Origin of the sequence: Pseudomonas tensinigenes (assembly GCF_014268445.2) — a bacterium.
Taxonomy (GTDB): Bacteria; Pseudomonadota; Gammaproteobacteria; order Pseudomonadales; family Pseudomonadaceae; genus Aquipseudomonas; species Aquipseudomonas tensinigenes.
In genome coordinates this window covers 4,066,106-4,092,730 of record NZ_CP077089.1, presented here as the reverse complement: position 1 = coordinate 4,092,730, position 26,625 = coordinate 4,066,106, and the positions used below count along the sequence as shown (strand labels likewise).

The following is a 26,625-nucleotide window of genomic DNA, read 5'->3' as shown; positions in this document are numbered from 1 at the left end:
CGAGCCGCGTGCGACGGTCAGTCGCGCGCAGGTTCGCCATCATCAAAAATGCTTTCAATCGGCATCTCGAACGCCCGGGCAATCTGAAAAGCCAATGGCAGACTCGGGTCGTAGCGTTCGTTTTCAATCGCGTTGATGGTCTGGCGCGACACGTTCAGGCGTTCTGCCAGATCGACTTGCGACCATTTGCGCTCGGCGCGCAATTCCTTGAGGCGGTTTTTCATTGGTAGCGGCGTCGCGCAATTTGCAGGCCGACAATCCACATCAGCCCCATCACCGGCCACACACACGTCCACGGAATGTGCGGAGCGCCGACGTTTTCCAGAAAACCGTAGCTGAAGGTCAACAGTGCCGAGGCGGCGAAGGCAAACCCCAAGGCTTCGAACTGGATGCGCAGATGCATTTCGTCCATGCGCCGCATATTGCGCACGATGGCCCAGCACATCAGGCCTGCTGGAAGGATCGGGGTCAGTGCGACGGCCGAGCGCAGCACGATGGGGGCGTCCATCAGGTATTGCGAGGCAATCAATGAAGCTGTCAGGACCAGCATGTAGATGATTAATGCAGCGCCCAATTCGAGGTAGTACCGGTTCATTCTTTACTTCCTATGTAAAAGACCCTTTACATGGTCGCCGAAGACTTATCCGATGTAAAGCACGCTTTCCATCATGGCTGGTAGCCGCGAACATACTCATGCCGGAGGATTTCGCGTAGGTCTGCAGCTTAGGGTCACGCTTTCTGGACAGCGTAATAACCACTCAGTAGCATTCGAGCCCAACGGATTATCCCTTCGCACGTCGTCCGACGTGGAACGCTCAAGGAATCGACATGCGCGACACCCCCATTGACCAAAAACGAACGGTCATGACCCAGGTCCACGGCGAGATTCACTATGAAGCCCAGATCAGTTTCAGCTCCATGTCGCTCGTCGATGGCGACATTCGGGTGCATCGTGCTGAAGGCAATCAGCTAGACATTCCGGTGGCCGGGGCGGACTTCGCTTGGCGCATTGATCTGGATGGGGTGCATAGAGTACCGGTGACGCAGGCAGCGGTTGAACCGGAGGAACCGCCGCCTGTCGATGACAGTTTGAAGTTGTTCACCTCGAAAACCGTGTGGATCACACTGGCGCTGTGGTTCTTTGTCAGTTCGGTGTTCGGTTGGCTGGGGATTGTGGCGGCAGGCGGATATCTCGGTTACCAGTGGCGTGAGGTGGAAAAGCGCAAGGAACAGTTGGCCAAGGCAACCGTTGTTGAAGCCGTGCCCCGTTCCGGCTCGCGGATGTCACGGGAAAGCGTGCGCAGGGCTTTGGCTCGCAATCGTTAATTCGGCACACATCAAAAACAAAAAAGGGGCGGCCTGATCATCGATCAGGCCGCCCCTTTTTTATTGCCGCTCAGTCAGATCAGTGCATTTTGCTGTGATCGTGACCTTCCATGTTGGTCAGCGCGCGCACCGGCGCTTTAACTTCAATGGTCTCTTTCACGCCCTTGGCGTTTTCCACGGTCAGGGTCAGCGGCACGCTGTCGCCTTCCTTCAGCTGAGCGGTCAGGCCCATCAGCATCACGTGGTAGCCGTTAGGATCAAGCTTCACGGCTTTGCCGGCTGGCAGCTCGACGAACTTCACCGGGCCCATGCTCATGACGTCGTTCTTCATGGTCATTTCGTGGATCTGCACGTCTCGGGCCGCTGGGGTGGCGACGCTGAGCAGCTTGCTGTCGCTGTCGGCGGTGAGGGTCATGAACGCGCCGCTGGCGGACTGGGTCGGCACGGTGGCACGGACCCAGGCATCGTCGACTTTGGTCGCTGCGGTCGCCTGGAATGCCAGACCCAGCAGAGACAGACCGATGACAGCGCGTTTGAGGTGGTTCAGAACAGGTTGCATCAGCAAACCTCCATAACAGTAAGCAAATCTTCCGTGCATTGTTCTGCCGAAAGCGAGGTGGACAGACCCAGGCGCAAGCCGCCGTTGGAGTCGTAAACGTAACTGGTGGCGGTGTGCGAGATGGTGTACGTGTCGCCGGCCGGGACTTTCTCGTAGAACACGTCGAATTCCTTGGCCGTGGCTGCGGTTTCCTCAAGCGTGCCGTACAGCGCAACGAAGGTCGGGTCGAAGGCTTTCATGTAAGCGTCGAGGATTTCTGGCGTATCGCGCTCGGGATCGAGGCTGATGAAGATCACCTGCAAACGGTCGCCATCGGCGCCCATCAGTTTCTTGATTTTCGCCGCGCGGGCGAGGGTGGTCGGGCAGACTGCCGGGCACTGGGTAAAGCCGAAGAAGACCATCGGCATCATGCCGCGGAAGCTCGACAGCGTCATGGTTTCGCCATCGGTGTTCTTCAGTTTGAAGGTGCGCCCCATGATCTTGTTACTCAGATCCTTGCCGTACTTGTACGACAGTTGGCCGCGGGTGTCGCAGCCGGCGAGCAGGCCGAGCCCGAGCACGCCCATTCCCGCAAGCACCTTGCGGCGAGTCAACAAAGCCGTCATCTAATACCGCCTTTTGCAGCCCGTCAGTCAGCAGGACTGGCGGGGGGTTAACCGTAAAAGCGGCGCATGATACCAAACTGAGGGCAGAGGCCGGCCACGGATCGCCGCACGGCACAGGATCGAGCGACAAAAGGTGTAAGAAAAAGTGACGACGGACTCACTGCACCCGCGAATCCTCAACGCTCCAGCCCCCGCCCAGCGCGGTGTACAGATTGACCTCGGCGACCAGTTGCGCGAGGCGATCGGTGATCAGACCCTGCTGCGAACTGAACAGCGAACGCTGCGCATCAAGGAACGTCAGGCTGCTGTCGACGCCATTCTGATAGCGGTTCTGCGCCAGGTTGTAGTAGGTCTGGGTGGCCGCGACCAGATCGCGCTGCGCCTGCAATTGCTGCTGATAGGTACTGCGTGCAGCGAGGCCGTCGGCGACTTCCTGAAACGCGGTTTGAATGGATTTTTCGTATTCGGCCACCGCGACATCTTTCTGCAACTTCGAATAATCGAGACTCGCGCGCAGGCTGCCGGCATTGAAGATCGGCAGGCTGATCTGTGGCTGAAACATCCACGCGCCCGAGCCGCCGCCGAACAATCCGGACAGGTCACGACTGGAGGTGCCGGCATTCGCCGTCAGGCTGACACTGGGGAAAAACGCCGCCCGCGCTGCGCCGATATTGGCGTTGGCGGCTTTCAGTTTGTATTCCGCTTGAAGAATGTCCGGGCGCCGTTGCAACAAATCCGAAGGCAGCCCGGCCGGCAGTTGTTGCACCAGATCGCTGGCCAGCGGACGGCCGGGCAGGGCGTCCGGCACCGGTGCGCCGACCAGCAAGGTCAGGCTGTTGAGGTCCTGGGCGACTTGACGTTGATAGCGCGCCAGATTGGCCCGTGAGCTGTCGACGCTGGTCTGCGCCTGCGCCTGCTCCAGCGCCGACGACTTGCCGGCCTCGCGGTTGCGGGTGGTCAGGTGCAGGCTCTGTTCATCGGCGGCGAGGGTCTCGCGAGTGAGAACCAGCAGCTCCTGATCGGCACGCCAGGTCAGGTAGGCGTTGGCGACGTTGGCGACCAGACTCAGCTCGGCACTGCGCCGCGCCTCTTCAGTCGAGAGCCAGGTCTGCAACGCCTGCTCACTGAGGCTGCGTACGCGACCGAAGAAATCCAGCTCATAGGCGCTGATACCGAGGTTGGCCGAGTACGTCGAATTGATCAGCGCCTTGCCCTGGGTCACGCTCGGCGGCATGCGCTGGCGCAGCTCGTTGGCATTAGCCGACACCGCCGGGAACAGGTCGGCGCGCTGAATGCGGTACTGCGCCTGGAAGGCTTCGACGTTGAGGGCCGCCACGCGCAGGTCGCGGTTGTTGACCAGCGCGCTTTCGATCAACTGTTGCAGCGCCGGGTCAGTGAACAGTGTGCGCCAGTCCTCGCTGCCCGTTGCAGCCTGCGTTGCTGTCGGATACTGCGCGGCGGTGGGGGAAGCGGGGCGCTGATACTCGGGAATCAATGAACAGCCGCCCATCAGCACCGCGATGGACAGCAGGGAAAGTCGCAACGTAAACATCGAACTGCCTCATGCATGTAAAGAGCGTTGTGCTCAGGCCCCGGCCATCCATTTCGCCAGACCATGGCGGCCACTGACGCCGAGTTTGGCCGTGGCGCGTTTCAGGTACGTCTCGATCGAACTGTTTTTCACCCGCAGCTTTTCCGCCATTTGCGGCACGGTGCCGCCGGTCAGCAGGCCCAGGCAGACTTCTTTCTCACGCACCGACAAGGCGATGTCGCTGATCGCCAGGCGCTCATCGAATACTTGCGCCAGCGGAGCCTGATCCAGCTCGGCCAAGGGTTGGCGTGGCTGTTTGGCGAGGGATTGTCGGCTGATTTGCGCATGTCGTTCTATCAGCGGCAGCAGGGTGTCGGACAGGCGCTTGAGAAACGACAGCTCCGGCAGAGAAAAAACTCGCTGGGTGTGCGGACGGTAAAACGAGATGACGCAGCGGCGGTTTGAAGTGCGCGACACCAGGTTGCACTGATGCACGCTGTGCTGTGGATGACGCGGTAGCAGTGAGGCTTTCAACTGAATCAGCAACGAGTCATTCATTTCGATTATTTTCTGCAACAACGGATGATCGTCCAGTCTCTCCAGCGGATCGGGCGGGGGGAAAGTCTGCGGTAAGCCGGCACTGCCCAACGGCTTGATTTCAACCACGCTGGCCTGACGTTCATCGAGCGTCCATTCACTAAGATCGACCCGATTGACCGGCACCAACGTGTCCACCAACTGAAACATGTTCGTGGCGAAGTGATCATCGCCCGTGCTTGCGATCAGTTCCCCCAGTTGCCAATAGAAGTGCGGGTTTTCCATATTGCGAATACTGCCGGTCAGATTCATATCCTTGTCATCCCTGGTTCAGAACCCTCACTGAATCGTCTGCCGTCTCTGCAAAAACCGCCCACGCCGTCATTTCTCCTTGAACACGATCTGGAGCGGGATTTAAGCCTATGGATTTGTCCTACGTCTGTAGGGGAAAACAGGGACACAAAGTGCCACTATTTCTGATTGTTGGCGCCGGGGTTCTGACGGTGTTGAACACCGGCGTAACGGCGAGCGTGACTGTTCAGTCACGCTCAGGCCCCGGAAAACCGGGTGATGGTGAATTCTGATCGGCAGCGCTCGGGCAAATGGCGGCGCTGGTATGTGGTTTTTTTCCTACAAGCTTTTCAGTATTTCCTCTCCGAATTTTTAGACGTTGCCTGCGATAACCACGCCGATGGCGCATATCAGGGTGTTGGTTGTCCGGGTTTCAGGTGTCATGTCGGTGGCGGGGCCGATGCTTGAATACCGGCAAAATTTCATGAGAAGGATCTTATGCAGCCTACTTCTGCCAACGTGGCGGGCGATCTGTCCGTGCCTGTCGAGACATTCGCGCTGACTGCCGCCCAACGGGATATCTGGCTGGACCAACTCAGCCGCGGTGATTCGCCGCTGTATAACATTGGCGGTTACGTCGAACTGAGCGGGCCGCTGGATCCGGCATTGCTGCAATCGGCGCTTGAATCTCTGGTGGCAGCGAACGACGCCTTGCGCATTGTTCTGCTCTCGGACGTTGGTCACGATGGGTTGCCGTTGCAAGGGTTTGCGCAGGCGCTGCGGGTGGTCATGCCGGTGCATGATGTCAGCGGGCAACCCGATCCGCGGTCGGCAGCCCGGGCGCTGGTCGAAGCGCAGATGACGCAGGCCTTTGTGTTGAGCGGGCAAGCGTTGTTCCGTTTCAGCCTGATTCGCCTCGATCGGCATCGCCACTGGTTGGCGGCCCAGGCCCATCACTTAATCATCGATGGCTGGGCGTTCGCGCTGCTGTTCAAGTCGGTGGGCGAGATCTACAGCGCGTTGTGCCGTGGCGAGCATCCGCGCAGGGCGGCACCGTCCTATGTCGGCTTTATCGAAGATGACGCGCGCTACCATCAGTCACCTCGCTATGAGCGCGATCAACGCTACTGGCTGGACAAGTACCGCCGCCTGCCTGAACCCTTGTTGATTCCCCGTCATCGCGAACCCCTTGAGCCTGAAGCGGCGCCCAGTCGCATCCACGTCGAGGCTTTTCCTGCCGTGCTGCACGAGCGCATGAAAGATTGCGCGCGACAATTCGGTGGCTCGGCGTTTCACGTGTTGCTGGCGGCGCTGCATGTGTATTTCAGTCGTACCGCCCAGCGTGACGAGTGGGTGGTCGGTTTGCCGATTCTCAATCGTTCCGGTGCCCGCTTTAAAAGCACCTTGGGCTTGTTCACCCAGGTCAGTGCAATGCGCATGGGCTTTGGCCGGGCGCTGTCATTTGGCCAATTGATCAAGGCAATCGGCGATAGCCTGAAGCAGGATTTTCGCCATCAACGCTACCCGCTAAGCGAGATGAACCGCGCGCTGGGTCTGTTGCGTGAAGACCGAGCGCAACTGTTCGAGTTGTCGGTGTCCTACGAGCAGGACGACCATGATTATCGCTACGGTGAGGCGTCGGGACACTCGGTCAAGGTCTCCAACCAGCACGAGGCGACACCGCTGGCCCTTCACCTGCGCAGCAACCGTTACAACGACAAGGCCTGGCTGCATCTGGTGTACTCGCCGGCCTATTTCTCGGCAGACGAGATCGCGTCGTTGACCGAGCGCTTGTTGTTGATACTGGAGCAGGGTCTGGAATGCCCGGCACTGGCGATCGCCGATTTCAACCTCAATAGCCCGGCAGAGCTCATTCTGCTCAATGAGTGGAACAACACCCGCGTCAGTTATCCGCAAGGCCCACTGATTCATCAGCGATTCTTATCCCGAGTGGCCGAACAACCGGACGCGGTGGTCGCGACGTATCAGGGACGAACCCTGAGCTATGCCGAGCTGAACCAGCAAGCCAATGCGTTGGCCCATCATCTGCTGGGCCTCGGTGTACGGCCGGATGACCGCGTGGCGATCATCGCGCGCAGGAGCCTGGAGACATTGATCGGGCTACTGGCGATTCTCAAGGCTGGTGCTGCTTATGTGCCGATTGACCCGGCGCATCCGCCCGAGCGCCTGAGTTATTTGCTCGGCGACAGTGCTCCGGTCGCGCTGCTGACGCAAAGTGATTTGCGTGATCGCTTGCCCGCCACAGCGCTGCCAGTGATCGAGCTTGATCGCCGAGAATGGTCGCTCGACAACACGACCGATCCTGACCTGCCGGGGTTGGCCACGAACAACCTCGCTTATGTGATTTACACCTCAGGTTCAACCGGCTTGCCCAAAGGCGTGATGGTCGAACACCGCACGTTGGGCAATCTGGTCGACTGGCATTGCGCGGCATTCGGACTCGCTCCCGGGCAGCACACCTCGAGTCTGGCCGGCTTCGGTTTTGACGCGATGGCGTGGGAGGTCTGGCCGGCGTTGTGTGCCGGGGCGACGCTGCATTTGTCACCCGCGAGCGAAGGCAACGAAGACATCGACGCGCTGCTCGCCTGGTGGCGGGCGCAGCCGTTGGATGTCAGCTTCCTGCCAACGCCGATTGCCGAATATGCCTTCAGTAAGCAACTCGATCACCCGACCTTGCGCACCTTGCTGATCGGCGGTGATCGTCTGCGCCAGTTCAACCGTGCGCAGTCTTTTGCGGTGGTCAACAACTATGGCCCGACCGAAGCCACGGTGGTCGCCACGTCGGGGTTGATCACACCGGGGCAGGCGTTGCACATCGGCAAACCCGTGAGCAATGCCACGGCGTATTTGCTCGATGATCAGCTGCGTCCGGTGCCGATCGGCATCATCGGCGAGCTGTATGTCGGCGGCGCCGGGGTTGCCCGGGGTTACCTGAATCGTCCGGATCTGACGGCCGAACGCTTCCTCAACGATCCGTTCAGTGCGCAGCCGGATGCGCGCATGTATCGCACCGGCGATCTCGCCCGCTGGCGCGCCGATGGCAACCTTGAGTACATCGGTCGTAACGATGATCAGGTGAAAGTCCGTGGTGTGCGCGTCGAACTGGGCGAAATCGAAGCGGCACTGGCCAGCCATGACGCGGTGCAGGAAGCCGTGGTGCTGGTGCGCGACGGCCAACTGTTGGCGTGGTTCACCGAGCGTGAAGCGCTGGACATCCTGCAACTGCATGCGCACCTGACATCGCGTTTGCCAGCCGCCATGCTACCGGCCGCCTACATCCGCTTGGCGACGTTGCCGCTGACCGCCAACGGCAAACTTGATCGCCAGGCGTTGCCGGCACCGGGGCCGGAAGCGCTGATCCGGCGACAATACGAGGCGCCACAAGGTGACGTCGAAATCGCCTTGGCGCAGATCTGGGCCGAGGTCCTGCAAGTCGAGCGGGTAGGGCGTCACGACCATTTCTTCGAGCTGGGCGGCCACTCTTTGCTCGCCGTCGGCCTGATCGAACGCATGCGCCAGATTGGCATGAGCAGCGATGTTCGCGTGTTGTTCAGCCAACCAACACTGGCCGCATTGGCTGCAGCGGAGGGCAGCGGCCGCGAAGTCGAAGTGCCGGCCAATCGCATTGCCGCCGATTGCACGCACATCACGCCAGAGCTGCTGCCACTGGTGCAACTGGATCAGGCGATGATCGAACGCATCGTTGCGACGGTGCCGGGTGGCGCCGCCAATGTGCAGGACATCTACCCGTTGGCGCCGTTGCAGGAAGGCATTCTCTATCACCACATCACCGCTGCGCAGGGCGATCCATACCTGCTGCAATCACTGCTGGCGTTCGACAGCCTTGAGCGGGTCGAAGCCTTCGCCGCTGCGTTGCGCGCGGTTATCGCACGGCACGACATCCTGCGTACGGCGGTGGTTTGGGAAGGGCTGACGTCAGCGGTTCAGGTCGTTTGGCGCGAGGCCATTTTGCCGGTGCAGGAAGTCGAGCTTGACCCTGCTGGCGGCGCAATCATCGATCAGTTGCACGCACGCTTCGACGCGCGGCGTTATCGCCTCGACGTCAGTCAGGCACCGCTGGTGCGCCTGATGTATGCCCGAGACCCGGCGCATAACCGGGTGGTCGGCATCTTGCTGTTCCATCATTTGGCGATGGATCACATCGCGCTGGAGGCGATGCGCGAAGAAATCCACGCCTGCCTGTCCGGGAGCGCTGAACCGCTGGCGGCACCGGTGCCGTACCGCAATTATGTGGCGCAGACGCGACTGGGTGTCAGTGAACAGGAGCATGAAGCGTTTTTCCGCCAGATGCTCGCCGACATCGACGAGCCAACCTTGCCGTTCGCTTTGCAGAATGTGCAGGGCGACGGCAGCAACATCGAAGAAGCCGAGCAAACCCTGACGAGCGATCTGTATCAACGTCTGCAACAGCAGGCGCGTCTGGCCGGCGTCAGCGTCGCCAGCCTGATCCACCTCGCTTGGGCGCAAGTATTGGCGGCGACATCTGGCCAGCAAAGCGTGGTGTTCGGCACGGTGCTGATGGGCCGCATGCAGGGCGGCGCGGGGGCCGACCGGGCGCTGGGAGTGTTTATCAACACCTTGCCGCTGCGGGTCGATGTCGGCGAGGGCGCGCGCGCAGCGGTGAAATCCACCCATGCACGCCTGACCGCTTTGCTCGCCCATGAACACGCTTCTTTGGCGCTGGCTCAACGTTGCAGTGGCGTTGCCGCGCCGGCGCCGTTGTTCAGTGCCTTGCTCAACTATCGGCACAGCGATGATGTCGAGCAAAAAACCTCCCGGCAAACCTGGCAGGGCATCGAAACCCTGGCCAACGAGGAGCGCACCAATTACCCGTTTACTCTGAGTGTCGATGACCTTGGCACGGGCTTACGCCTGACCACCCGAACGTTGTCGAACATCGGCGCGCTGCGAATTTGCAGTTATGTGCAGTCGGCGCTGAACGGTTTGGTCGAAGCGCTGGAGACCACGCCGCAGCGGCCGCTGAATAGCCTGTCGTTGTTACCGCAGGAAGAACTGCAACGGCTGCTGATCGAGTTCAACGATACGGCAGTCGATTGCCCGATGGACCAGCCGCTGCAGGCGCTGTTCGAACAACAGGTGCAGCGCAAACCGAATGCCATCGCCGTGCAATTCGCCGAACAGCACCTGACCTATCGCCAGCTCAACGAGCAGGCCAACCGCCTGGCCCATCATCTGCGCGAACTCGGCGTACAGCCGGATTCACGGGTGGCGATCTGCGTCGAGCGCGGGCCTGAGCTGGTGATCGGTTTGCTGGGCATTCTCAAGGCGGGCGGCGCCTATGTGCCGCTCGATCCGGATTATCCGCTGCAACGCCTGAACTACATGTTGCAAGACAGCGCACCGGTCGCGCTGCTGGTGCACGCGGCGACGCGCGATCTGCTCGGCGAGCCCGGCGTGCCGCTGATCGATCTCGACCTCGGCACCTGGCAGGACCAGCCGCACGACAATCCGGTACCGGGTCTCGGCGCGACGAATCTGGCCTATATGATCTACACCTCCGGCTCCACCGGTACGCCGAAGGGCGTGATGATCGAGCACCGCAGTGCCTGCAACATGGTGCACTGGGGCTCGCAGTTGTCGCCGCCGACTGAAACCGGCGCGTTGCTGCAAAAGGCCCCGTACAGTTTCGACAGTTCGGTGTGGGAGATCTTCTGGCCGCTGTGCTCGGGCATGCGCCTAGTGCTGGCGCGGGCCGACGGTAATCGCGATTCGGCTTATGTCACGCAAGTGATCCGCGAACAGAACATTACCGTGGTCAAGTTCGTGCCGGCCTTGTTGCAGCAGTTCATCGAGCAGGACGATGTCAGCCAGTGCACCAGCCTCACCGACGTGCTTAACGGTGGCGGCGAGTTGACCGTCGCCCTGGCCCGGCAAGTGCGCGAGCGCCTGCCGTGGGTGCGTCTGCACAACGTCTATGGGCCGACCGAAACCACGGTCGACAGCAGCGGTTGGACGCTGGAGCCCGGCGAGCCGGTGCCGCCGACGCTGGTGCCGATCGGCAAGGCGCTGAGCAACACGCGGCTGTATGTCCTCGATGGCTGCGATCAACCGGTGCCGATTGGCGTCAGTGGGCATTTGCACATTGGCGGGGTGGGCGTGGCGCGCGGCTATCTGGGACTGGCGCAATTGCAGGCCGAACGCTTTATCGACAGCCCGTTCGTGAACGGTGATCGCTTGTATCGCACCGGTGATCTGGTGCGTTACGGGGCCGATGGCAACCTCGAATTCCTCGGGCGCAACGACTTTCAGGTCAAGCTGCGCGGGGTTCGTCTTGAGCTGGGCGAGATTGAAGCGCGGCTGCTCGAACATCCGGCCATTCGCGAAGCGGTGGTGCTGGTGCGCGATGAGCGGCTGGTGGCTTATTACAGCGTGCGGGCCGAGCAGGCTGCACCGACGCTGGAAGCATTGCGAGCACATGTGTTGGCGCAGTTGCCGGAATTCATGGTGCCTGGCGCTTACGTGATGCTGGCGGCGCTGCCCTTGACGCCCAACGACAAAATCGATCGCAAGGCGTTGCCGGAACCGGGGGCGGAGGCGTTGCTCAGCCGTCCTTACGAGGCGCCCGAAGGCGACGTGGAAAGTGCTTTGGCGCAGATCTGGGCGCAGGTGCTCAACGTCGAGCAGGTCGGGCGGCACGACAACTTCTTCGAACTGGGCGGGCATTCGCTGTTGGCGGTCAGTCTGGTCGCGCGCATGCGTCTGGCCGGCCTGCATGTCGACGCGCGGACACTGTTCAGCCAGCCGACGCTGGCCGCGCTGGCGGCACAGACCTCGCGACAGGCCAAGCAGGTCGAGATCGCCCAGACCACCATCCCCAACCTCAACCGCAAGCGTCGTCTCTGACCGTCGGACACAAACCCTGTGGGAGCGAGCCTGCTCGCGAAGGGGTTGGTTCAGTCAACGTTGATGTCGACTGACACACCGCTTTCGCGAGCAGGCTCGCTCCCACAGGGGGCTTGCGGTGCTCAAGCGCACGGCTTGTCCCCGCTTCCCATGTCAGACACCCACGCCCCGATGTTTTAGTTTTTCCAGGCTGCGCGCCGCGTGCACGGACTCGCTGCTGCGCGCTCCTTTTTTCCGTATTTACAGCAGGTTACCTCATGCATTTCAGCGAACTGATGGCTGCCATTTCCACCCATGCGATCCGCCTTCAACAGGAAGATGAAGACCTGGTCATTCTGGGCAGCGACGACGCGCTGGATGACGCGTTGTGGGACAGCCTCGCGGCGCACAAGGCGCAACTGCTGGAGCTGGTTGCCCAACACGGCGGTGACTGGCTGAGCCCGGCCTTTCGCATCACCCCGGACATGCTGCCGCTGGTGACGCTGAATCAGCACACCCTTGACCGCATCGTTGCCACGGTGCCGGGTGGCGCCGCCAACGTGCAGGACATTTATCCGTTGTCCGCGTTGCAGGAGGGCATGCTCTATCACCACCTCTCGGCCGCTGCCGGTGACCCTTACATCTCGCAGGCGCGTTTCGTGTTCGACAGTCAGGAGCGCCTCAACGCCTTCGCCGACGCGCTGCGTTGGGTGGTCAAGCGGCACGATATTTTGCGCACCTCATTTGTCTGGGAGTACCTCGACGAGGCGGTGCAAGTGGTCTGGCGCGAGGCGCCGCTGGTGTGTCAGGCAATTACCGTCGACAGCGACCGAGACGTGCTCACGCAACTGCTCGAACGCCACGACCCGCAGCACTTCCGCCTCGACATGCAGCAAGCGCCACTGCTGCGCATGGTCTATGCGCAGGATCCGGCTCAGGGCCGCGTCGTTGCGCTGTTGCTGTTTCATCACATGATCATGGATCACGTGGCACTGGATGTGCTGCGCCGGGAAGTTCAGGCCTGTCTGCTCGGGCAGACTGCGCAAGTGCCAGCGGCGGTGCCGTATCGTGATCACTTGGCCAAGGCACGCAGTGCCGGCAGTGAGCAGGCGCAGGAAGCGTTTTTCCGCGAAATGCTCGCCGATATCGACGAGCCGACGCTGCCGTGTGGTTTGCAGGATGTACAGGGCGACGGCCACACCATCGAGGAAGCCGCGTTGATGCTCGACAGCCACTTGAGCCGGCAGTTGCGCGAGCAGGCGCGGCAGTTGGGCGTGAGTGTCGCGAGCCTGACGCATCTGGCGCTGGCACGTGTTTTGGGGCAATTATCCGGGCGCACGGCGGTGGTGTTTGGCACCGTACTGCTGGGGCGGATGGACGCGGGCGAGGGCGGCGAGCAGGCGTTGGGCATGTTCATCAACACCTTACCGCTGCGCGTTGATGTCGGCGCGCAAAGCGTGCGCGCCGGCGTGCGGGCGACCCATCAGCGCCTGACTGCGTTGCTGGCGCACGAGCAGGCCTCGCTGGCCCTGGCCCAACGTTGCAGCGCCGTCGCGGTGCCGACGCCGCTGTTCAGCGCGATCCTCAACTACCGGCACAGCAGCGTCGAAGAAGTCGCTGACGTGGTCGACATTGCCCCCGGTGTGCAGGTGCTCGGCGCCCGCGAGCGCACCAACTACCCGCTGACCGTCAACATCGATGACCTCGGCGTGGACTTGCGCATCACCGCCCTGGCGGATGCTGCGCTGGGTGCCGAGCGCATGGCCGCTTACTTGAATGCGGCGCTGGAGAGTCTGGCGGCAGCCCTGCAATCCAGTGCCGATGTGGCGCTGCAAGAGCTGAAAATCCTCCCCGCCAGCGAACGCGAACACCTGCTGCACGGCAGCAATTCGCCGCTGGCGCAGTTCCCCGACACCCCGCTGATCCACCAGCAATTCGAAGCCCATGTACAGGCCCGCCCGGACGCCACGGCGCTGATCTTCGAAGGGCAGACGCTCAGCTACGGCGAGCTCAATCGTCGCGCCAATCAGGTCGCCCATCATCTGCTGGCCCTCAGCATCCGCCCCGACGACCGCGTGGCCATCTGCGTCGAGCGTGGCCCACAGATGATCATTGGCCTGCTCGGCGTGCTCAAGGCTGGCGCCGGCTACGTGCCAATCGATCCGGCCTATCCGCTGGACCGTATCAGCTTCACCTTGCAGGACAGCGCCCCGGCAGCGCTGCTGATGCAGGCTGCGACCCGCGATCGCGTAGCCGCTCTCAAGGTGCCGCAGATCGACCTCGACAGCGCTCACCTCAAGGCCGAATTCGACAGCAATCCACAGATCCCCGAGCTGACCCCGGCGCATCTGGCGTACGTGATCTACACCTCGGGCTCCACCGGTTTACCCAAAGGCGTAATGGTCGAGCACCGCAACGTGGCGCGGCTGTTTTCTGCCACCCAGGACTGGTTCCAGTTCAACCAGCAAGACATCGGGGTGCTGTTTCATTCCTTCGCGTTCGACTTCTCGGTGTGGGAAATCTGGGCCGCGTTGGCGTTCGGCGGGCAATTGCTGCTGGTCCCGCAAGCCGTCAGCCGCTCGCCGGACGACTGCTATACATTGCTCTGCGAAACCGGCGTCACCGTGCTCAACCAGACGCCGAGCGCATTCCGCCAACTAATCGCCGCCCAGGGCCGCAGCACCTTGCAGCATTCCTTGCGGGAAGTGGTTTTCGGCGGCGAAGCGCTGGAGCCGGGCTTGCTCAAACCGTGGTATGCGCGGGTCGGCAATGCCGGAACACGGCTGGTGAATATGTACGGCATCACCGAAACCACGGTGCACGTGACATATCGGCCGTTGCAGGCCTCCGACGCGCAGTTGCTTGGCGTCAGCCCGATTGGCGTGCGCATTCCCGACCTGCAACTGTATGTCCTCGATGCGCAGCGTGAACCGGTTCCCGTCGGCGTGATCGGTGAGCTGTACGTCGGCGGCGCCGGGGTGGCGCGCGGTTATCTGAATCGCGAAGCGCTGACGGCCGAGCGTTTTATCAATGATCCGTTTGGCGCAAACGCCGAGGCGCGGTTGTATAAAACCGGCGACCTTGCGCGTTGGGCGGCGGACGGCAGCCTCGAATACCTCGGCCGCAATGACGATCAGGTGAAAATTCGCGGCTTCCGTATTGAGCTGGGCGAGATCGAGGCGCGCCTGTCTACTTGCGAAGGCGTGCGCGAAGCTGTGGTGATCGCCCGCGAAGACAGCCCCGGCGATCAGCGTCTGGTCGCCTACTGGCTGGCCGACGAAGGTGCGGCGCCTGATGTGGCGCAATTGCGTGATCATTTGCTGGCGACGCTGGCCGACTACATGGTGCCGAGCGCGTTCGTTCGCCTGGAAGCCTTCCCGCTGACCACCAACGGCAAGCTTGACCGCAAAGCCTTGCCGCAACCGGACAGCGAGGCCTTCGCCCACCGTGGTTTCGAAGCGCCGGTCGGTGCCGTGGAAAACCTGATTGCCGGACTCTGGCAGACGTTACTCGGTGTCGAGCAGGTCGGCCGTCATGACAACTTCTTCGAACTCGGTGGTCATTCGCTGCTGGCAGTGAAGCTGATCGAACGCATGCGCCAACAGGATTTGCATTGCGACGTGCGCGTACTGTTCGGTCAGCCGAGCGTGGCCGCGCTGGCGGCAACCTTGAGCAACGAGCGTGTGATTGTCGTTCCCGACAACCTGATCGAACCGGGTTGCACACGCATTACTCCGGCGATGCTGCCGCTGGCCAATCTCGATCAAGCAGCGATCGACCGTGTCGTTGCAACTGTGCCGGGCGGCATCGCCAATGTGCAGGACATCTATGCGCTGGCGCCGTTGCAGGCAGGGATTCTCTATCACCATCTGGCCACCAGCGCCGGCGATCCGTATGTGTTGCAGGCGCAATTTGCCTTCGACGGTCTGGCGCAGATCAAAGACTTTGTTCGTGCCTTGAACGGCGTGATCAAACGCCATGACATTCTGCGCACCGGCATCGTCTGGGAGGGGCTCGAAGAAGCCGTACAGGTGGTCTGTCGTGAAGCACCACTGGCGTTGGAACGCGTCGATGCCGACGAACTCGACGGCGACGTGCTCGAGCAGATGCAGGCGCGTTTCGATCCACGCCACTATCGTCTCGACCTCAATCGCGCGCCGCTGATGCGCTTTATCTACACCGAAGATCAGCCGCACAACCGCTGGATCGGCATTCTCCTGCTGCACCATATCGTCCTCGATCACACCGCGCTGGATGTGCTGGTGGCGGAAATGAACGACGTCATGCGCGGCGTCAGCAGCGATCTGCCGCCGCCGGTGCAGTACCGCCACTTTGTCGCGCAGGCGCGGCTCGGCGCCGATGAACAGGCCCATGAGACGTTCTTCCGCGAAATGCTTGCTGACATTGACGAACCCACCGTGGCCTTCGGTTTGCAGGACGTGCACGGCGACGGCAGCGCGATCCTCGACAGTCATTCCGAGCTGGACGCCAGCCTTGGCCAGCGTCTGCGTGAGCAGGCACGGCGGCTGGGCGTCAGCGTCGCGAGTCTGGTGCATCAGGCCTGGGCTCAGGTCTTGGCGCAGGTTTCCGGCCAGCAAGACGTGGTGTTCGGCACCGTGTTACTGGGGCGCATGCAGGGCGGAGAGGGCGCTGATCGGGCGTTGGGCATGTTCATCAACACCTTGCCGTTGCGCGTCAGCGTCGGGGTGGATTCGGTAGAGAGCGGCGTGCGTGCCACCCATGCGCGTCTGGCGCAGTTGCTCGGCCATGAGCAAGCCTCGCTGGCACTGGCCCAGCGTTGCAGTGGTGTCGCCGGGTCGCAGGCGCTGTTCAGCACCTTGTTCAACTTCCGCCACAGTGCGCCGGATTCGGCCGCTGTCACGTGGGACGGCGTGCAGATTCTCAGCTCGCGCGAGCGTAGTAATTATCCGCTGGTGGTCAGCGTCGATGACCTCGGCGAAGGTTTCCGCCTGAACGTGCAAGCCGTGCCGCAGGTGGACGGTGCGCGAGTCTGCGATTTCTTGCAAACCGCGTTGTACAGTCTGGTCACGGCGCTGGAGTACACGCCGACGGCGCCGTTGCAGCAACTGACGATCGTGTCGCCGGGCGAGCGGCAACGGGTGCTGGTTGGCTTCAATATCAGCGGTCGGGATTACCCGCCGGCGCAGACCGTGCCGCGCCTGTTCGAAGCACAAGTGACGGCGCATCCCAAGGCGCTGGCGGTGGTGCAGGGCGAGCAACAGCTCAGCTATCGCGAACTGAATCAGCGCGCCAATCGTCTCGCCCATCACTTGATTGGCCTCGGCGTTCAAGTCGACGACCGTGTCGCGCTGTGCCTGCGTCGCGGCCCGGACATGCTTGTTGGAATGCTGGCGATTCTCAAGGCCGGCGCCGGTTATGTGCCGATTGATCCTGATTACCCGGCAGAACGCATCGCCTACCTGTTGCAGGACAGCGACCCGATCGCGGTGCTGGCGCAGGCCTCGACGCGCGACCTGCTTGGCGCTGTCCCCGTGATCGATCTGGGCACCAACGACTGGCGGCACTTGCCTGACACCAACCCGGCACTGTCGAGGCTGACCCCGGCGAATCTGGCCTACGTGATCTACACCTCGGGCTCCACCGGGCAGCCAAAAGGCGTGATGGTCGAGCACCGCACTCTGGAAAACCTCGTGCACTGGCACGCCGAAGCTTTCGATCTGCACGCCGGCAGCCACACCGCCAGTGTTGCCGGTTGCGGTTTCGATGCCATGGCCTGGGAAGTCTGGCCGGCGTTGTGCGTCGGCGCGACTTTGCGCCTGCCACCGCCTTCAATCGGCAACGAACACCTCGATGAATTACTCGAGTGGTGGCGCACTCAGCCATTGCAGGTGAGTTTTCTGCCGACCCCGGTCGCCGAATACGCATTCAGTCGCGAACTGGGCCATCCGACTCTGCGCACGCTGCTGATCGGTGGCGATAAATTGCGCCAGTTCCCACGGGATCAGACGTTCGATGTGATCAACAACTACGGCCCGACCGAAGCCACGGTGGTGGCGACGTCCGGGCGTATCGAGCCCTGGCGGGTTTTGCACATTGGCCGGCCGATTGCCAATGCCAAAGTCTATCTGCTGGACCGCCAGCAACAACCGGTGCCGACCGGTGTGCAAGGCGAGTTGTATGTCGGTGGCGCCGGGGTTGCGCGCGGTTATCTGAATCGTCCGGAACTGACCGCTGCACAGTTCCTCGACGACCCGTTCAGCGACGAGCCGCACGCACGGATGTACCGCACCGGCGACCTCGCGCGCTGGCTGGACGACGGCAATATCGAATACCTGGGGCGCAATGACGATCAGGTGAAACTGCGCGGTGTACGCATTGAACTCGGCGAAATCGAAGCCGCGTTGAGCGCTCATGACGCGGTCCGCGAATGCGTGGTACTGGTACGCGACGGGCGTCTGGTTGCGTGGTTCACTGACATCGAGCAGGTCGAGATCGGCGACTTGCACCGCCATCTGCAAGCGCGACTACCGGACACCCTGGTGCCGGCCGCTTACGTGCGCCTGGACAGCCTGCCGCTCACGGCCCACGGCAAACTCGACCGCAAAGCCTTGCCCGAGCCGGATCAGGACGCGTGGCTCAGCCGTGAATATGAAGCGCCGCAAGGCCCGGTCGAGATCGCGTTGGCGCAGATCTGGGCCGACGTACTCAACATCGAACAGATCGGCCGTCACGACAACTTCTTCGAACTCGGCGGCCATTCGCTATTGGCGGTGAGCCTGATCGAACGCATGCGTCAGGCCGGTCTGAACGCCGATGTACGGGTGCTGTTCAACCAGCCGAGTCTGGCCGCGCTGGCGCGTGCCTTGGGCAGTGGCCGGGAAATCGCAGTGCCGGCCAATCTGATTGCGGCCGATTGCACGCACATCACCCCGGATATGCTGACCCTGACCACGCTGGATCAGGCCAGTATCGATCGTATCGTCGCCACGGTACCGGGTGGTGCCGCCAATGTGCAGGATATCTACCCGCTGGCACCGTTGCAGGAAGGCATTCTTTATCACCATCTCAGTGCTGAGCAGGGCGATCCGTACCTGCTGCAATCGCGTCTGGCTTTCGACAGCCTCGAACGTTTGCAAACCTTTGCCGAGCACTTGCAGCAGGTCATCGCCCGCCACGACATTCTGCGCACCAGCGTGGTCTGGGAAGGTTTGCCGAGCCCGCAGCAAGTGGTCTGGCGTCAGGCGCAGATGGTCGTCCAGCCAGTGTCGCTTGATGCGCAGGATGGAGACATCCTCGAGCAGTTGCACGCGCGTTTCGATGCCCGGCATTTCCGCCTCGATCTGAATCAGGCACCGCTGATCCGCATGGTCTACGCCGAGGATCCGGCGCAACAGCAAGTCGTCGCCATCGTGCTCTTCCATCATTCGATTCTCGACCACACCGCCATGGACGTGATCGGGCGGGAAATGCACGCATTGATGTTCGATCAGCTCGACACGCTGACGCCGCCGATGCCGTACCGCAACTACGTGGCGCAGGCCCGCCTGGGCGCCGATGAGCAGGCGCACGAAGCGTTCTTCCGCGAGATGCTCGGCGATATCGACGAGCCAACCTTGCCGTTCGGTCTGCAGGATGTGCAGGGCGACGGACGCGGCATCGAAGAAGCGCTGCAACCGGTCGATGCGGCGCTCAATCTGCGCCTGCGTGAACAGGCCCGGCAGTTGGGCGTCAGCCCGGCGAGCCTGTTGCACATGGCCTGGGCGCAGGTGCTGGGCGTGGTCTCCGGCCGCCGCGACGTGGTCTTCGGCACCGTGTTGATGGGGCGCATGCAGGGCGGCGAGGGCGCTGACCGCACGCTGGGGGTGTTCATCAACACCTTGCCGCTGCGAGTTGATCTCGCTGAAGGTGTGCGCACCGGGGTGAAGTCCACTCATGCGCGGCTGACGGCACTGCTCGGCCATGAACACGCATCGCTGGCGCTGGCTCAACGATGCACTGGCATGTCCGGTTCGGCGCCGCTGTTCAGCGCGTTGCTCAACTATCGACACAGTGCCGCCGAGCAGCAGCCGCACGACGGCCAGGGTATCTGGCAGGGCGTGCGCATGCTTGGCGGCGAGGAGCGCAGCAATTATCCGCTAACGCTGTCGGTGGATGATCTGGGCGAAGGGTTTGCCCTCGACGTGCTGGCAGTCGCCGAGATCGGTGCGCAACGGATTTGCAGTTACATGCACACCGCGCTCGAACATCTGATAACGGCACTGGAAGAGGCGCCGCAACGTCCGCTCAACCGGTTGCCGGTGCTCTCGGTGGCGGAATACGAACATTTGCTGGTCGGCTTCAACCAGCACTCAGCAGCCTATCCGCGTGGCGCGACGATTCAGCGCTTGGTCGAGGCGCAGGCCGATCAACAGCCGGAGGCACTGGCCGTGGTGCAGGGCGATCAGCACCTGACCTACGCGCAGCTCAATCAGCGTGCCAATCGCCTGGCCCATCACTTGCTCGGGCTCGGCGTGCAGCCCGATGACCGCGTCGCCGTGTGCCTGCGCCGCAGCCCGGACATGCTCGTTGCGTTGCTGGCGATCCTCAAGGCCGGCGCCGGTTATGTGCCGGTTGACCCGGCGTACCCGGCGGAGCGCATCGCTTATCTGTTGCAGGACAGCGCGCCGATGGCGGTGCTGGCGCAGGCTGCGACGGCTGACTTGCTCGGAAGCGTGCCGCTGATTGATCTGGACAATCCCACCTGGCAGCAGTTGTCCGACCGCAATCCGCATTTGCCGGCGCTGACCCCGGCGCATCTGGCTTATGTGATCTACACCTCCGGTTCCACCGGCCAGCCGAAGGGCGTGATGGTCGAACACGCGACGCTGGAAAACCTGGTGCACTGGCACTGCGAGGCCTTTGACCTGCGCGCCGGCAGCCACACGTCGAGCGTCGCCGGTTTCGGTTTCGATGCCATGGCGTGGGAGGTCTGGCCGGCGCTGTGTGTCGGCGCGACCCTGCACCTGCCGCCGCAAACGGTGAACAACGAGCACCTCGATGAGTTGCTGGAATGGTGGCGCGCGCAGCCGTTGCAGGTGAGCTTCCTGCCGACGCCGGTGGCCGAATATGCGTTCAGTCGCGACCTCGGGCACCCGACTTTGCGCACGCTGTTGATCGGTGGCGACAAATTGCGCCAGTTCCCCCGCGAGCAGACGTTCGCGGTGATCAATAACTACGGCCCGACTGAAGCCACGGTGGTTGCGACTTCTGGCGCGGTCGAGGCCGGGCAGGTGCTGCACATCGGTCGGCCGATGGCCAACGCGAAGATTTACCTGCTCGACGATCAGCAGCTCCCGGTACCAATCGGCGTCGCTGGCGAGTTGTATGTCGGCGGCGCCGGTGTGGCGCGCGGTTATCTGAATCGCCCTGAGCTGAGCGCCGAACGCTTCCTCGACGATCCGTTCAGCGACGAACCGCAGGCGCGCATGTACCGCACTGGTGACCTTGCACGCTGGCTGGCTGACGGCAGCGTCGAATACCAGGGGCGCAACGATGATCAGGTCAAACTGCGCGGCGTGCGCATCGAACTGGGCGAAATCGAAGCGGCGTTGAGCCGCCACGAGGCCGTGCAGGATTGCGTGGTGCTGGTGCGCGACGGCCAGTTGCTGGCGTGGTTTACCGAACGCCTGAGCGTCGAAGTCGAGGACTTGCGCAGTCATCTGCAAGCACAGTTGCCGCAGGCCCTGGTGCCCGCCGCTTACGTGCGTCTGCAAGCACTGCCGCTGACTGCCAACGGCAAACTTGACCGCAAGGCGTTGCCGGAGCCGGATCAAACGGCGTGGCTGAGTCGCGAATATGAAGCGCCGCAAGGTTCGGTGGAAATCGCGCTGGCGCAGATCTGGTCTGACGTTTTGAACGTTGAACAGGTCGGCCGTCACGACAACTTCTTTGAATTGGGCGGGCATTCATTGCTGGCGGTGACGCTGATCGAACGCATGCGGCAGGTCGATCTGAGCACCGACGTGCGCGTGCTGTTTAGCCAGCCGACGTTGGCTGCGCTGGCGGCAGCGGTGGGCAGCGGGCGCGAGGTTGCAGTACCCGAGAATCTGATTGCGACCGACTGCACGCACATCACCCCGGACATGCTGCCACTGGTGCAACTGGATCAGGCCAGCATCGAACGCATCGTCGCTACGGTGCCGGGCGGGGTGGCCAACGTGCAGGACATTTATCCGCTGGCGCCGTTGCAGGAAGGGATTCTGTATCACCATCTCAGCGCCGTGAAAGGCGATCCGTACCTGCTGCAATCGTGTCTGGCGTTCGACAGTATTGAACGTTTTCAAGGGTTCGCTGCGGCGCTGCGTCAAGTCATGGCGCGCCACGACATCCTGCGTACTTCGATTGTCTGGCAAGGCCTGACGGCGCCGGTGCAAGTGGTCTGGCGGCATGCGGAGCTACCGGTCCAAGCCGTGGCGCTGGAGCCTGCGCAAGGTGAAGCCATCGATCAGTTGCGTGCGCGCTTCGATGCGAGGCATTGTCGTCTGGAGCTTGATCAGGCACCGCTGCTGCGTTTGGTGTATGCCCTCGACCCGGACAATCAGCGCGTGGTTGCCATGCTGTTGTTCCATCACATTGCCATGGACCACACCGCGCTGGCTGTGGTCAGCGCAGAAATGCAGGCGATTTTGCAGGGCGATGAGCGCCTGCCGGTGGCCGCAGTGCCGTACCGCAATTATGTCGCGCAGACCCGCCTAGGCGTCAGCGAACAAGAGCACGAAGCATTCTTCCGCGAGATGCTCGGCGACATCGACGAACCGACCCTGCCGTTCGGCTTGCAGGACGTGCACGGCGACGGCAATGACATCGAGGAAGTCTGCCAGGCGCTACCCGCCGTGGTGGCGCAGCGTCTGCGCAGTCAGGCACGGTTGCTCGGCGTCAGCGTTGCCAGCCTGTTCCACCTCGCCTGGGCGCGGGTGCTGGCGGCAACGTCCGCTCAGGAGCGGGTGGTTTTTGGCACGGTGTTACTCGGCCGCATGCAGGGCGGCGCGGGTGCGGATCGCGGACTGGGCATGTTCATCAACACCTTGCCATTGCGCGTGGATGTCGACGAAACCGATGTGCGCGCCGGGGTCAAGGCGACCCATGCGCGGCTCAGTGCGCTGCTGGCCCACGAACATGCTTCGCTGGCGCTGGCCCAGCGTTGCAGCGGTGTTGCGGCGCCGTCGCCACTGTTCAGCGCAATGCTCAATTACCGGCACAGCGACAATGAAACCCGACAAGAGGCCAAGCGTGAATCCTGGCAGGGCATCGAATCCCTTGCCGGTGAGGAGCGCACCAATTACCCGTTAACCCTCAATGTCGACGATCTCGGCAGCGGTTTTGAACTGACAGTGATGACGCCGTCGCGCATCGGCGCAGCACGCATCGGTCAGTACATGCACAACGCGCTGACCGCGCTGGTTGAAGCCTTGGAGCACACCCCACAGCGAGCGTTGAATCGCCTGACGGTGTTGTCGGACGAAGAGCGGCATACGTTGCTGTTCGGCCTCAACGACACCAACGTCGATTACGATTTGCAGCAGACGCTGCACGGCTTGTTCGAAGCGCAGGTGCGACGTACGCCACAGGCTGTCGCCGTAGTCGCCGGCGATCAGGCATTGAGCTACGCGCAGATGAACGAGCGCGCCAATCGCCTGGCCGGGCATTTGATCAGCCTTGGCGTGCAAGTCGATTCGCGGGTGGCGATCTGCGTCGAACGCAGTCTGGAAATGGTCATCGGCCTGCTGGCGATCAACAAGGCCGGCGCCGCTTATGTACCGCTCGACCCGGCCTATCCGCCGGAACGGCTGGCCTACATGCTCGAGGACAGCGCACCGGCCGTGGTGCTGGTGCACGGGGCGACCCGCGCGTTGTTGGGAGCACTCTCGGCACCGGTAATCGACCTTGACCAGAACACCTGGCAACGCTTGTCCGCCGACAACCCGCAAATTTCGGCGCTGACACCCCAGCACAGCGCGTACGTGATCTACACCTCCGGCTCGACCGGCCAACCGAAAGGCGTGGTCAACGAACACGCAGGTGTGGTCAACCGCTTGCTGTGGATGCAGGACGCTTACCAACTGACGGATGCCGATTCGGTGTTGCAGAAAACCCCGTTCAGCTTCGACGTGTCGGTGTGGGAGTTCTTCTGGCCGCTGATGACCGGTGCGCGACTGGTCATGGCACGACCGGACGGGCACAAGGATCCGCAATACCTGAGCGAAGTGATCGAGCGCGAACACATCACCACGCTGCACTTTGTGCCATCGATGCTCGACGTGTTCCTCGCCAACAGCGACACCACACGCTGCGACAGCGTGCGGCAGGTGATGTGCAGCGGCGAGGCCTTGCCGGGCAGTGTGGTGCGGCGTTTCAAACTTCAGTTAACGGGCAGCGAGTTGCATAACCTCTACGGCCCGACCGAAGCGGCCGTCGACGTCACCGCTTGGGATTGCGCCGGCTCCATCGAGCAGACCCCGGACAACACCCCGATCGGCAAACCGATCGCCAACACCCGCCTGTACATCCTCGATGCGCAACAGCAGCCGGTGCCACAAGGCGTGGTCGGCGAGCTGTATATCGCTGGCGTGCAGGTGGCGCGCGGCTATCTGAACCGGCCTGAGCTGAGTGCCGAGCGCTTCCTCAACGATCCGTTCCAGCCTGGCGGGCGCATGTACCGCACCGGTGACGTTGCGCGGTATCGGCCGGACGGCAACATCGAGTATCTGGGGCGTAACGATGATCAGGTGAAGATCCGCGGTCTGCGTATTGAGCTGGGCGAAATTCAGGCGCGGCTTGCCCAGATCGACGGTGTGCAGGAAGCCGTGGTGGTCGCCCGAGAAGACGTACCGGGCGACAAACGTCTGGTCGCCTATTACACCGGTGAGCGTTTGGAAATCGACCTGCTGCGCAGTCATTTGCTCGAGCATTTACCGGACTACATGGTGCCCGCCGTGTTCGTGCATCTCGCCGCTTTGCCGCTGAGCCCCAACGGCAAACTCGACCGCAAAGCACTGCCGGCGCCGGATCAGCAATCGCTGAAAACACGTGAATACGAAGCCCCGGTCGGCGACGTCGAAATCACCCTCGCTCGGCTCTGGGCCGAGCTGCTCAACGTTGAACGGGTAGGGCGCCACGACCACTTCTTTGAACTGGGTGGTCACTCATTACTGGCGGTCAGTCTGATCGGCCGGTTACGTCAGGAAGGCATGGAAGCCGATGTCAGGTCGCTGTTCGAACAACCGACCCTGGCCGGCTACGCCGCAATTACGGAAAGAATGGAGATCGTCCTGTGAATGTGCTCGAACTATTGGCAACCCTGAAGGCAAAAGACATTCAGTTGGCGGTGACCGATGAGCAATTGCGCGTCAACGGCAACAAACAGGCGTTGAGCGATCCGGCGTTGCTTGCCGCGCTGCGCGAGCACAAACCGGCGCTGATCGAACTGATCAAGGCCGGGCAATACTCGGCCACCCGCGTCGGCCAGATCGACGTTCCGGCCAACGGCATCCTCCCCGGCACCACGCACATCACCCCAGCGATGGTGACCCTGGCCGAAGTGGATCAGGCGACCCTCGATCGCTTGCTCGCCGAGGTCCCGGGCGGCGCCGCCAATGTGCAGGACATCTACCCACTGGCGCCGTTGCAGGAAGGCATCCTCTATCACCACGCGAGCAACGAGCAGGGCGATCCCTACGTCATGCAATCGTACTTCGCGTTCAGCAGCCGTGAGCGTCTGCAGGATTTCGCCCAGGCGTTGCAAAAGGTCATTGATCGCCACGACATCCTGCGCACGGCGGTGCATTGGGAGGGGCTGGACGTGCCGCTGCAAGTGGTCTGGCGTCAGGCACAGTTGCCGATCGAAGAGGTCGTGCTGGCAGACGGCGCAAGCGCTGCATTGCAGCAACTGCACGAGCGCTTCGATGCACGGCATTTCCGTCTGGACGTGCGGTGCGCGCCGATGATGCGTCTGGCCTACGCGTGGGACGAGGACGGTCAACGCGTGGTCGCGACGTTGCTGTTCCATCACATGGCGCTGGATCACTCGGCACTCGATGTGGTGCGTCACGAACTGCTCGCCTGCCTCACCGGCCAGGATCAAATGCTCGGGCGCCCGCTGCCGTTTCGCAATTACGTGGCGCAGGCGCGGCTGGGCATCAGCGAAGCCGAGCACGAGGGGTTTTTCCGCGAGATGCTCGCTGACATTGCCGAGCCGACGCTGCCCTACGGTTTGCAGGATGTGCAGGGTGACGGCCTCGGCATCACCGAGCTGAGCCTGCCGATCAATCCGTTGCTCGGCCAGCGTCTGCGGGCGCAGGCGCGGCAACTCGGCGTGAGTGCCGCGAGCCTGTTTCATCTGGGCTGGGCGCAGGTGTTGGCCGTGCTCACCGGCAAACAAAACGTAGTGTTCGGTACGGTGCTGATGGGCCGTATGCAAGGCGCCGAAGCCACCGAACGGGCGCTGGGGATTTTCATCAACACCTTGCCGCTGCGGGTCGATGTCGATGCGCAGGGCGTACGTGCGGCGGTGGAGGCGACGCACAAACGCCTGACCACGCTGATGCGCCACGAACACGCGCCGCTGGCATTGGCCCAGCGTTGCAGTGGCGTGGTCGCGCCGACGCCGTTGTTCAGTGCCTTGCTCAATTACCGTCATAGCCACACGGCGGCGACGGCCAGTGCCGAGGTGCTTGCCGCCTGGGAAGGTATCAGCACGATCAGCTCCGAAGAACGCACCAACTATCCGCTGACCCTCAGCGTTGATGATTACGGTGATGCCTTCAGCCTGACCTTGCTGGCCACCACCGAGGTCGATCCACAGCGCATCTGCGATTACTTGCACTGCGCCCTGGAAAGTCTGGTGCTGGCGCTGGAGCAGGCGCCCGATACCG

At 62.4% G+C, this 26,625-nt stretch carries 10 protein-coding genes (1 of these 10 running past the window's edge); 4 read left to right on the top strand and 6 right to left on the bottom strand.

Translation table 11 applies throughout. The features are described from left to right. Positions 1 to 17: 17 nt before the first annotated feature. Positions 18 to 224 carry a helix-turn-helix transcriptional regulator gene (locus HU718_RS17985; RefSeq protein ID WP_110719896.1) on the bottom strand — a complete coding sequence of 69 codons (207 nt, stop codon included), beginning with the start codon at positions 222 to 224 and terminating at the stop codon, positions 18 to 20. Next, positions 221 to 595 carry a hypothetical protein gene (locus HU718_RS17980; RefSeq protein WP_186614901.1) on the bottom strand — a complete coding sequence of 125 codons (375 nt, stop codon included), beginning with the start codon at positions 593 to 595 and terminating at the stop codon, positions 221 to 223. The genes HU718_RS17985 and HU718_RS17980 overlap by 4 nt, the downstream gene beginning before the upstream one ends. 233 nt (positions 596 to 828) lie before the next feature. On the opposite strand from HU718_RS17980, the gene HU718_RS17975 reads away from it, so the two are divergent. Beyond that, positions 829 to 1,326, top strand: a complete 498-nt coding sequence (locus tag HU718_RS17975; protein ID WP_186614903.1) for a hypothetical protein — start codon at positions 829 to 831, stop codon at positions 1,324 to 1,326. Positions 1,327 to 1,405: 79 nt separating this feature from the next. On the opposite strand, the gene HU718_RS17970 is transcribed toward HU718_RS17975, so the two are convergent. The 4 genes from HU718_RS17970 to HU718_RS17955 all read right to left on the bottom strand — a co-directional run bounded on the left by HU718_RS17970 (position 1,406) and on the right by HU718_RS17955 (position 4,870). Continuing rightward, complete coding sequence (locus HU718_RS17970; protein ID WP_186614906.1) at positions 1,406 to 1,885, bottom strand: copper chaperone PCu(A)C; 480 nt, start codon at positions 1,883 to 1,885, stop codon at positions 1,406 to 1,408. Next, positions 1,885 to 2,490 (bottom strand): SCO family protein, encoded by a 606-nt coding sequence (locus tag HU718_RS17965; protein WP_008079652.1) that lies wholly within the window; start codon positions 2,488 to 2,490, stop codon positions 1,885 to 1,887. The genes HU718_RS17970 and HU718_RS17965 overlap by 1 nt, the downstream gene beginning before the upstream one ends. Positions 2,491 to 2,647: 157 nt before the next feature. Further along, entirely contained in the window at positions 2,648 to 4,042 is a 1,395-nt protein-coding gene (locus HU718_RS17960) for an efflux transporter outer membrane subunit (RefSeq protein WP_186614909.1), read from the bottom strand. 33 nt (positions 4,043 to 4,075) lie between these two features. Then, positions 4,076 to 4,870, bottom strand: coding sequence for a helix-turn-helix transcriptional regulator (locus tag HU718_RS17955; RefSeq protein ID WP_150707254.1), 795 nt, complete (start codon positions 4,868 to 4,870; stop codon positions 4,076 to 4,078). Positions 4,871 to 5,347: 477 nt separating this feature from the next. Between HU718_RS17955 and HU718_RS17950 the strand changes: the two genes are divergently transcribed. The 3 genes from HU718_RS17950 to HU718_RS17940 form a co-directional block, all read left to right on the top strand. Beyond that, positions 5,348 to 11,755 carry a non-ribosomal peptide synthetase gene (locus HU718_RS17950; protein ID WP_186614911.1) on the top strand — a complete coding sequence of 2,136 codons (6,408 nt, stop codon included), beginning with the start codon at positions 5,348 to 5,350 and terminating at the stop codon, positions 11,753 to 11,755. 257 nt (positions 11,756 to 12,012) lie between these two features. Next, positions 12,013 to 25,029 carry a non-ribosomal peptide synthetase gene (locus HU718_RS17945; RefSeq protein WP_186614914.1) on the top strand — a complete coding sequence of 4,339 codons (13,017 nt, stop codon included), beginning with the start codon at positions 12,013 to 12,015 and terminating at the stop codon, positions 25,027 to 25,029. Beyond that, positions 25,026 to 26,625 carry the 5' portion of a non-ribosomal peptide synthase/polyketide synthase gene (locus HU718_RS17940; protein WP_186614916.1) on the top strand. 16,247 nt of this gene lie beyond the right edge of the window, so the window shows 1,600 of its 17,847 coding nt (coding positions 1-1,600); it begins with the start codon at positions 25,026 to 25,028; its stop codon lies beyond the right edge, outside the window. The genes HU718_RS17945 and HU718_RS17940 overlap by 4 nt, the downstream gene beginning before the upstream one ends.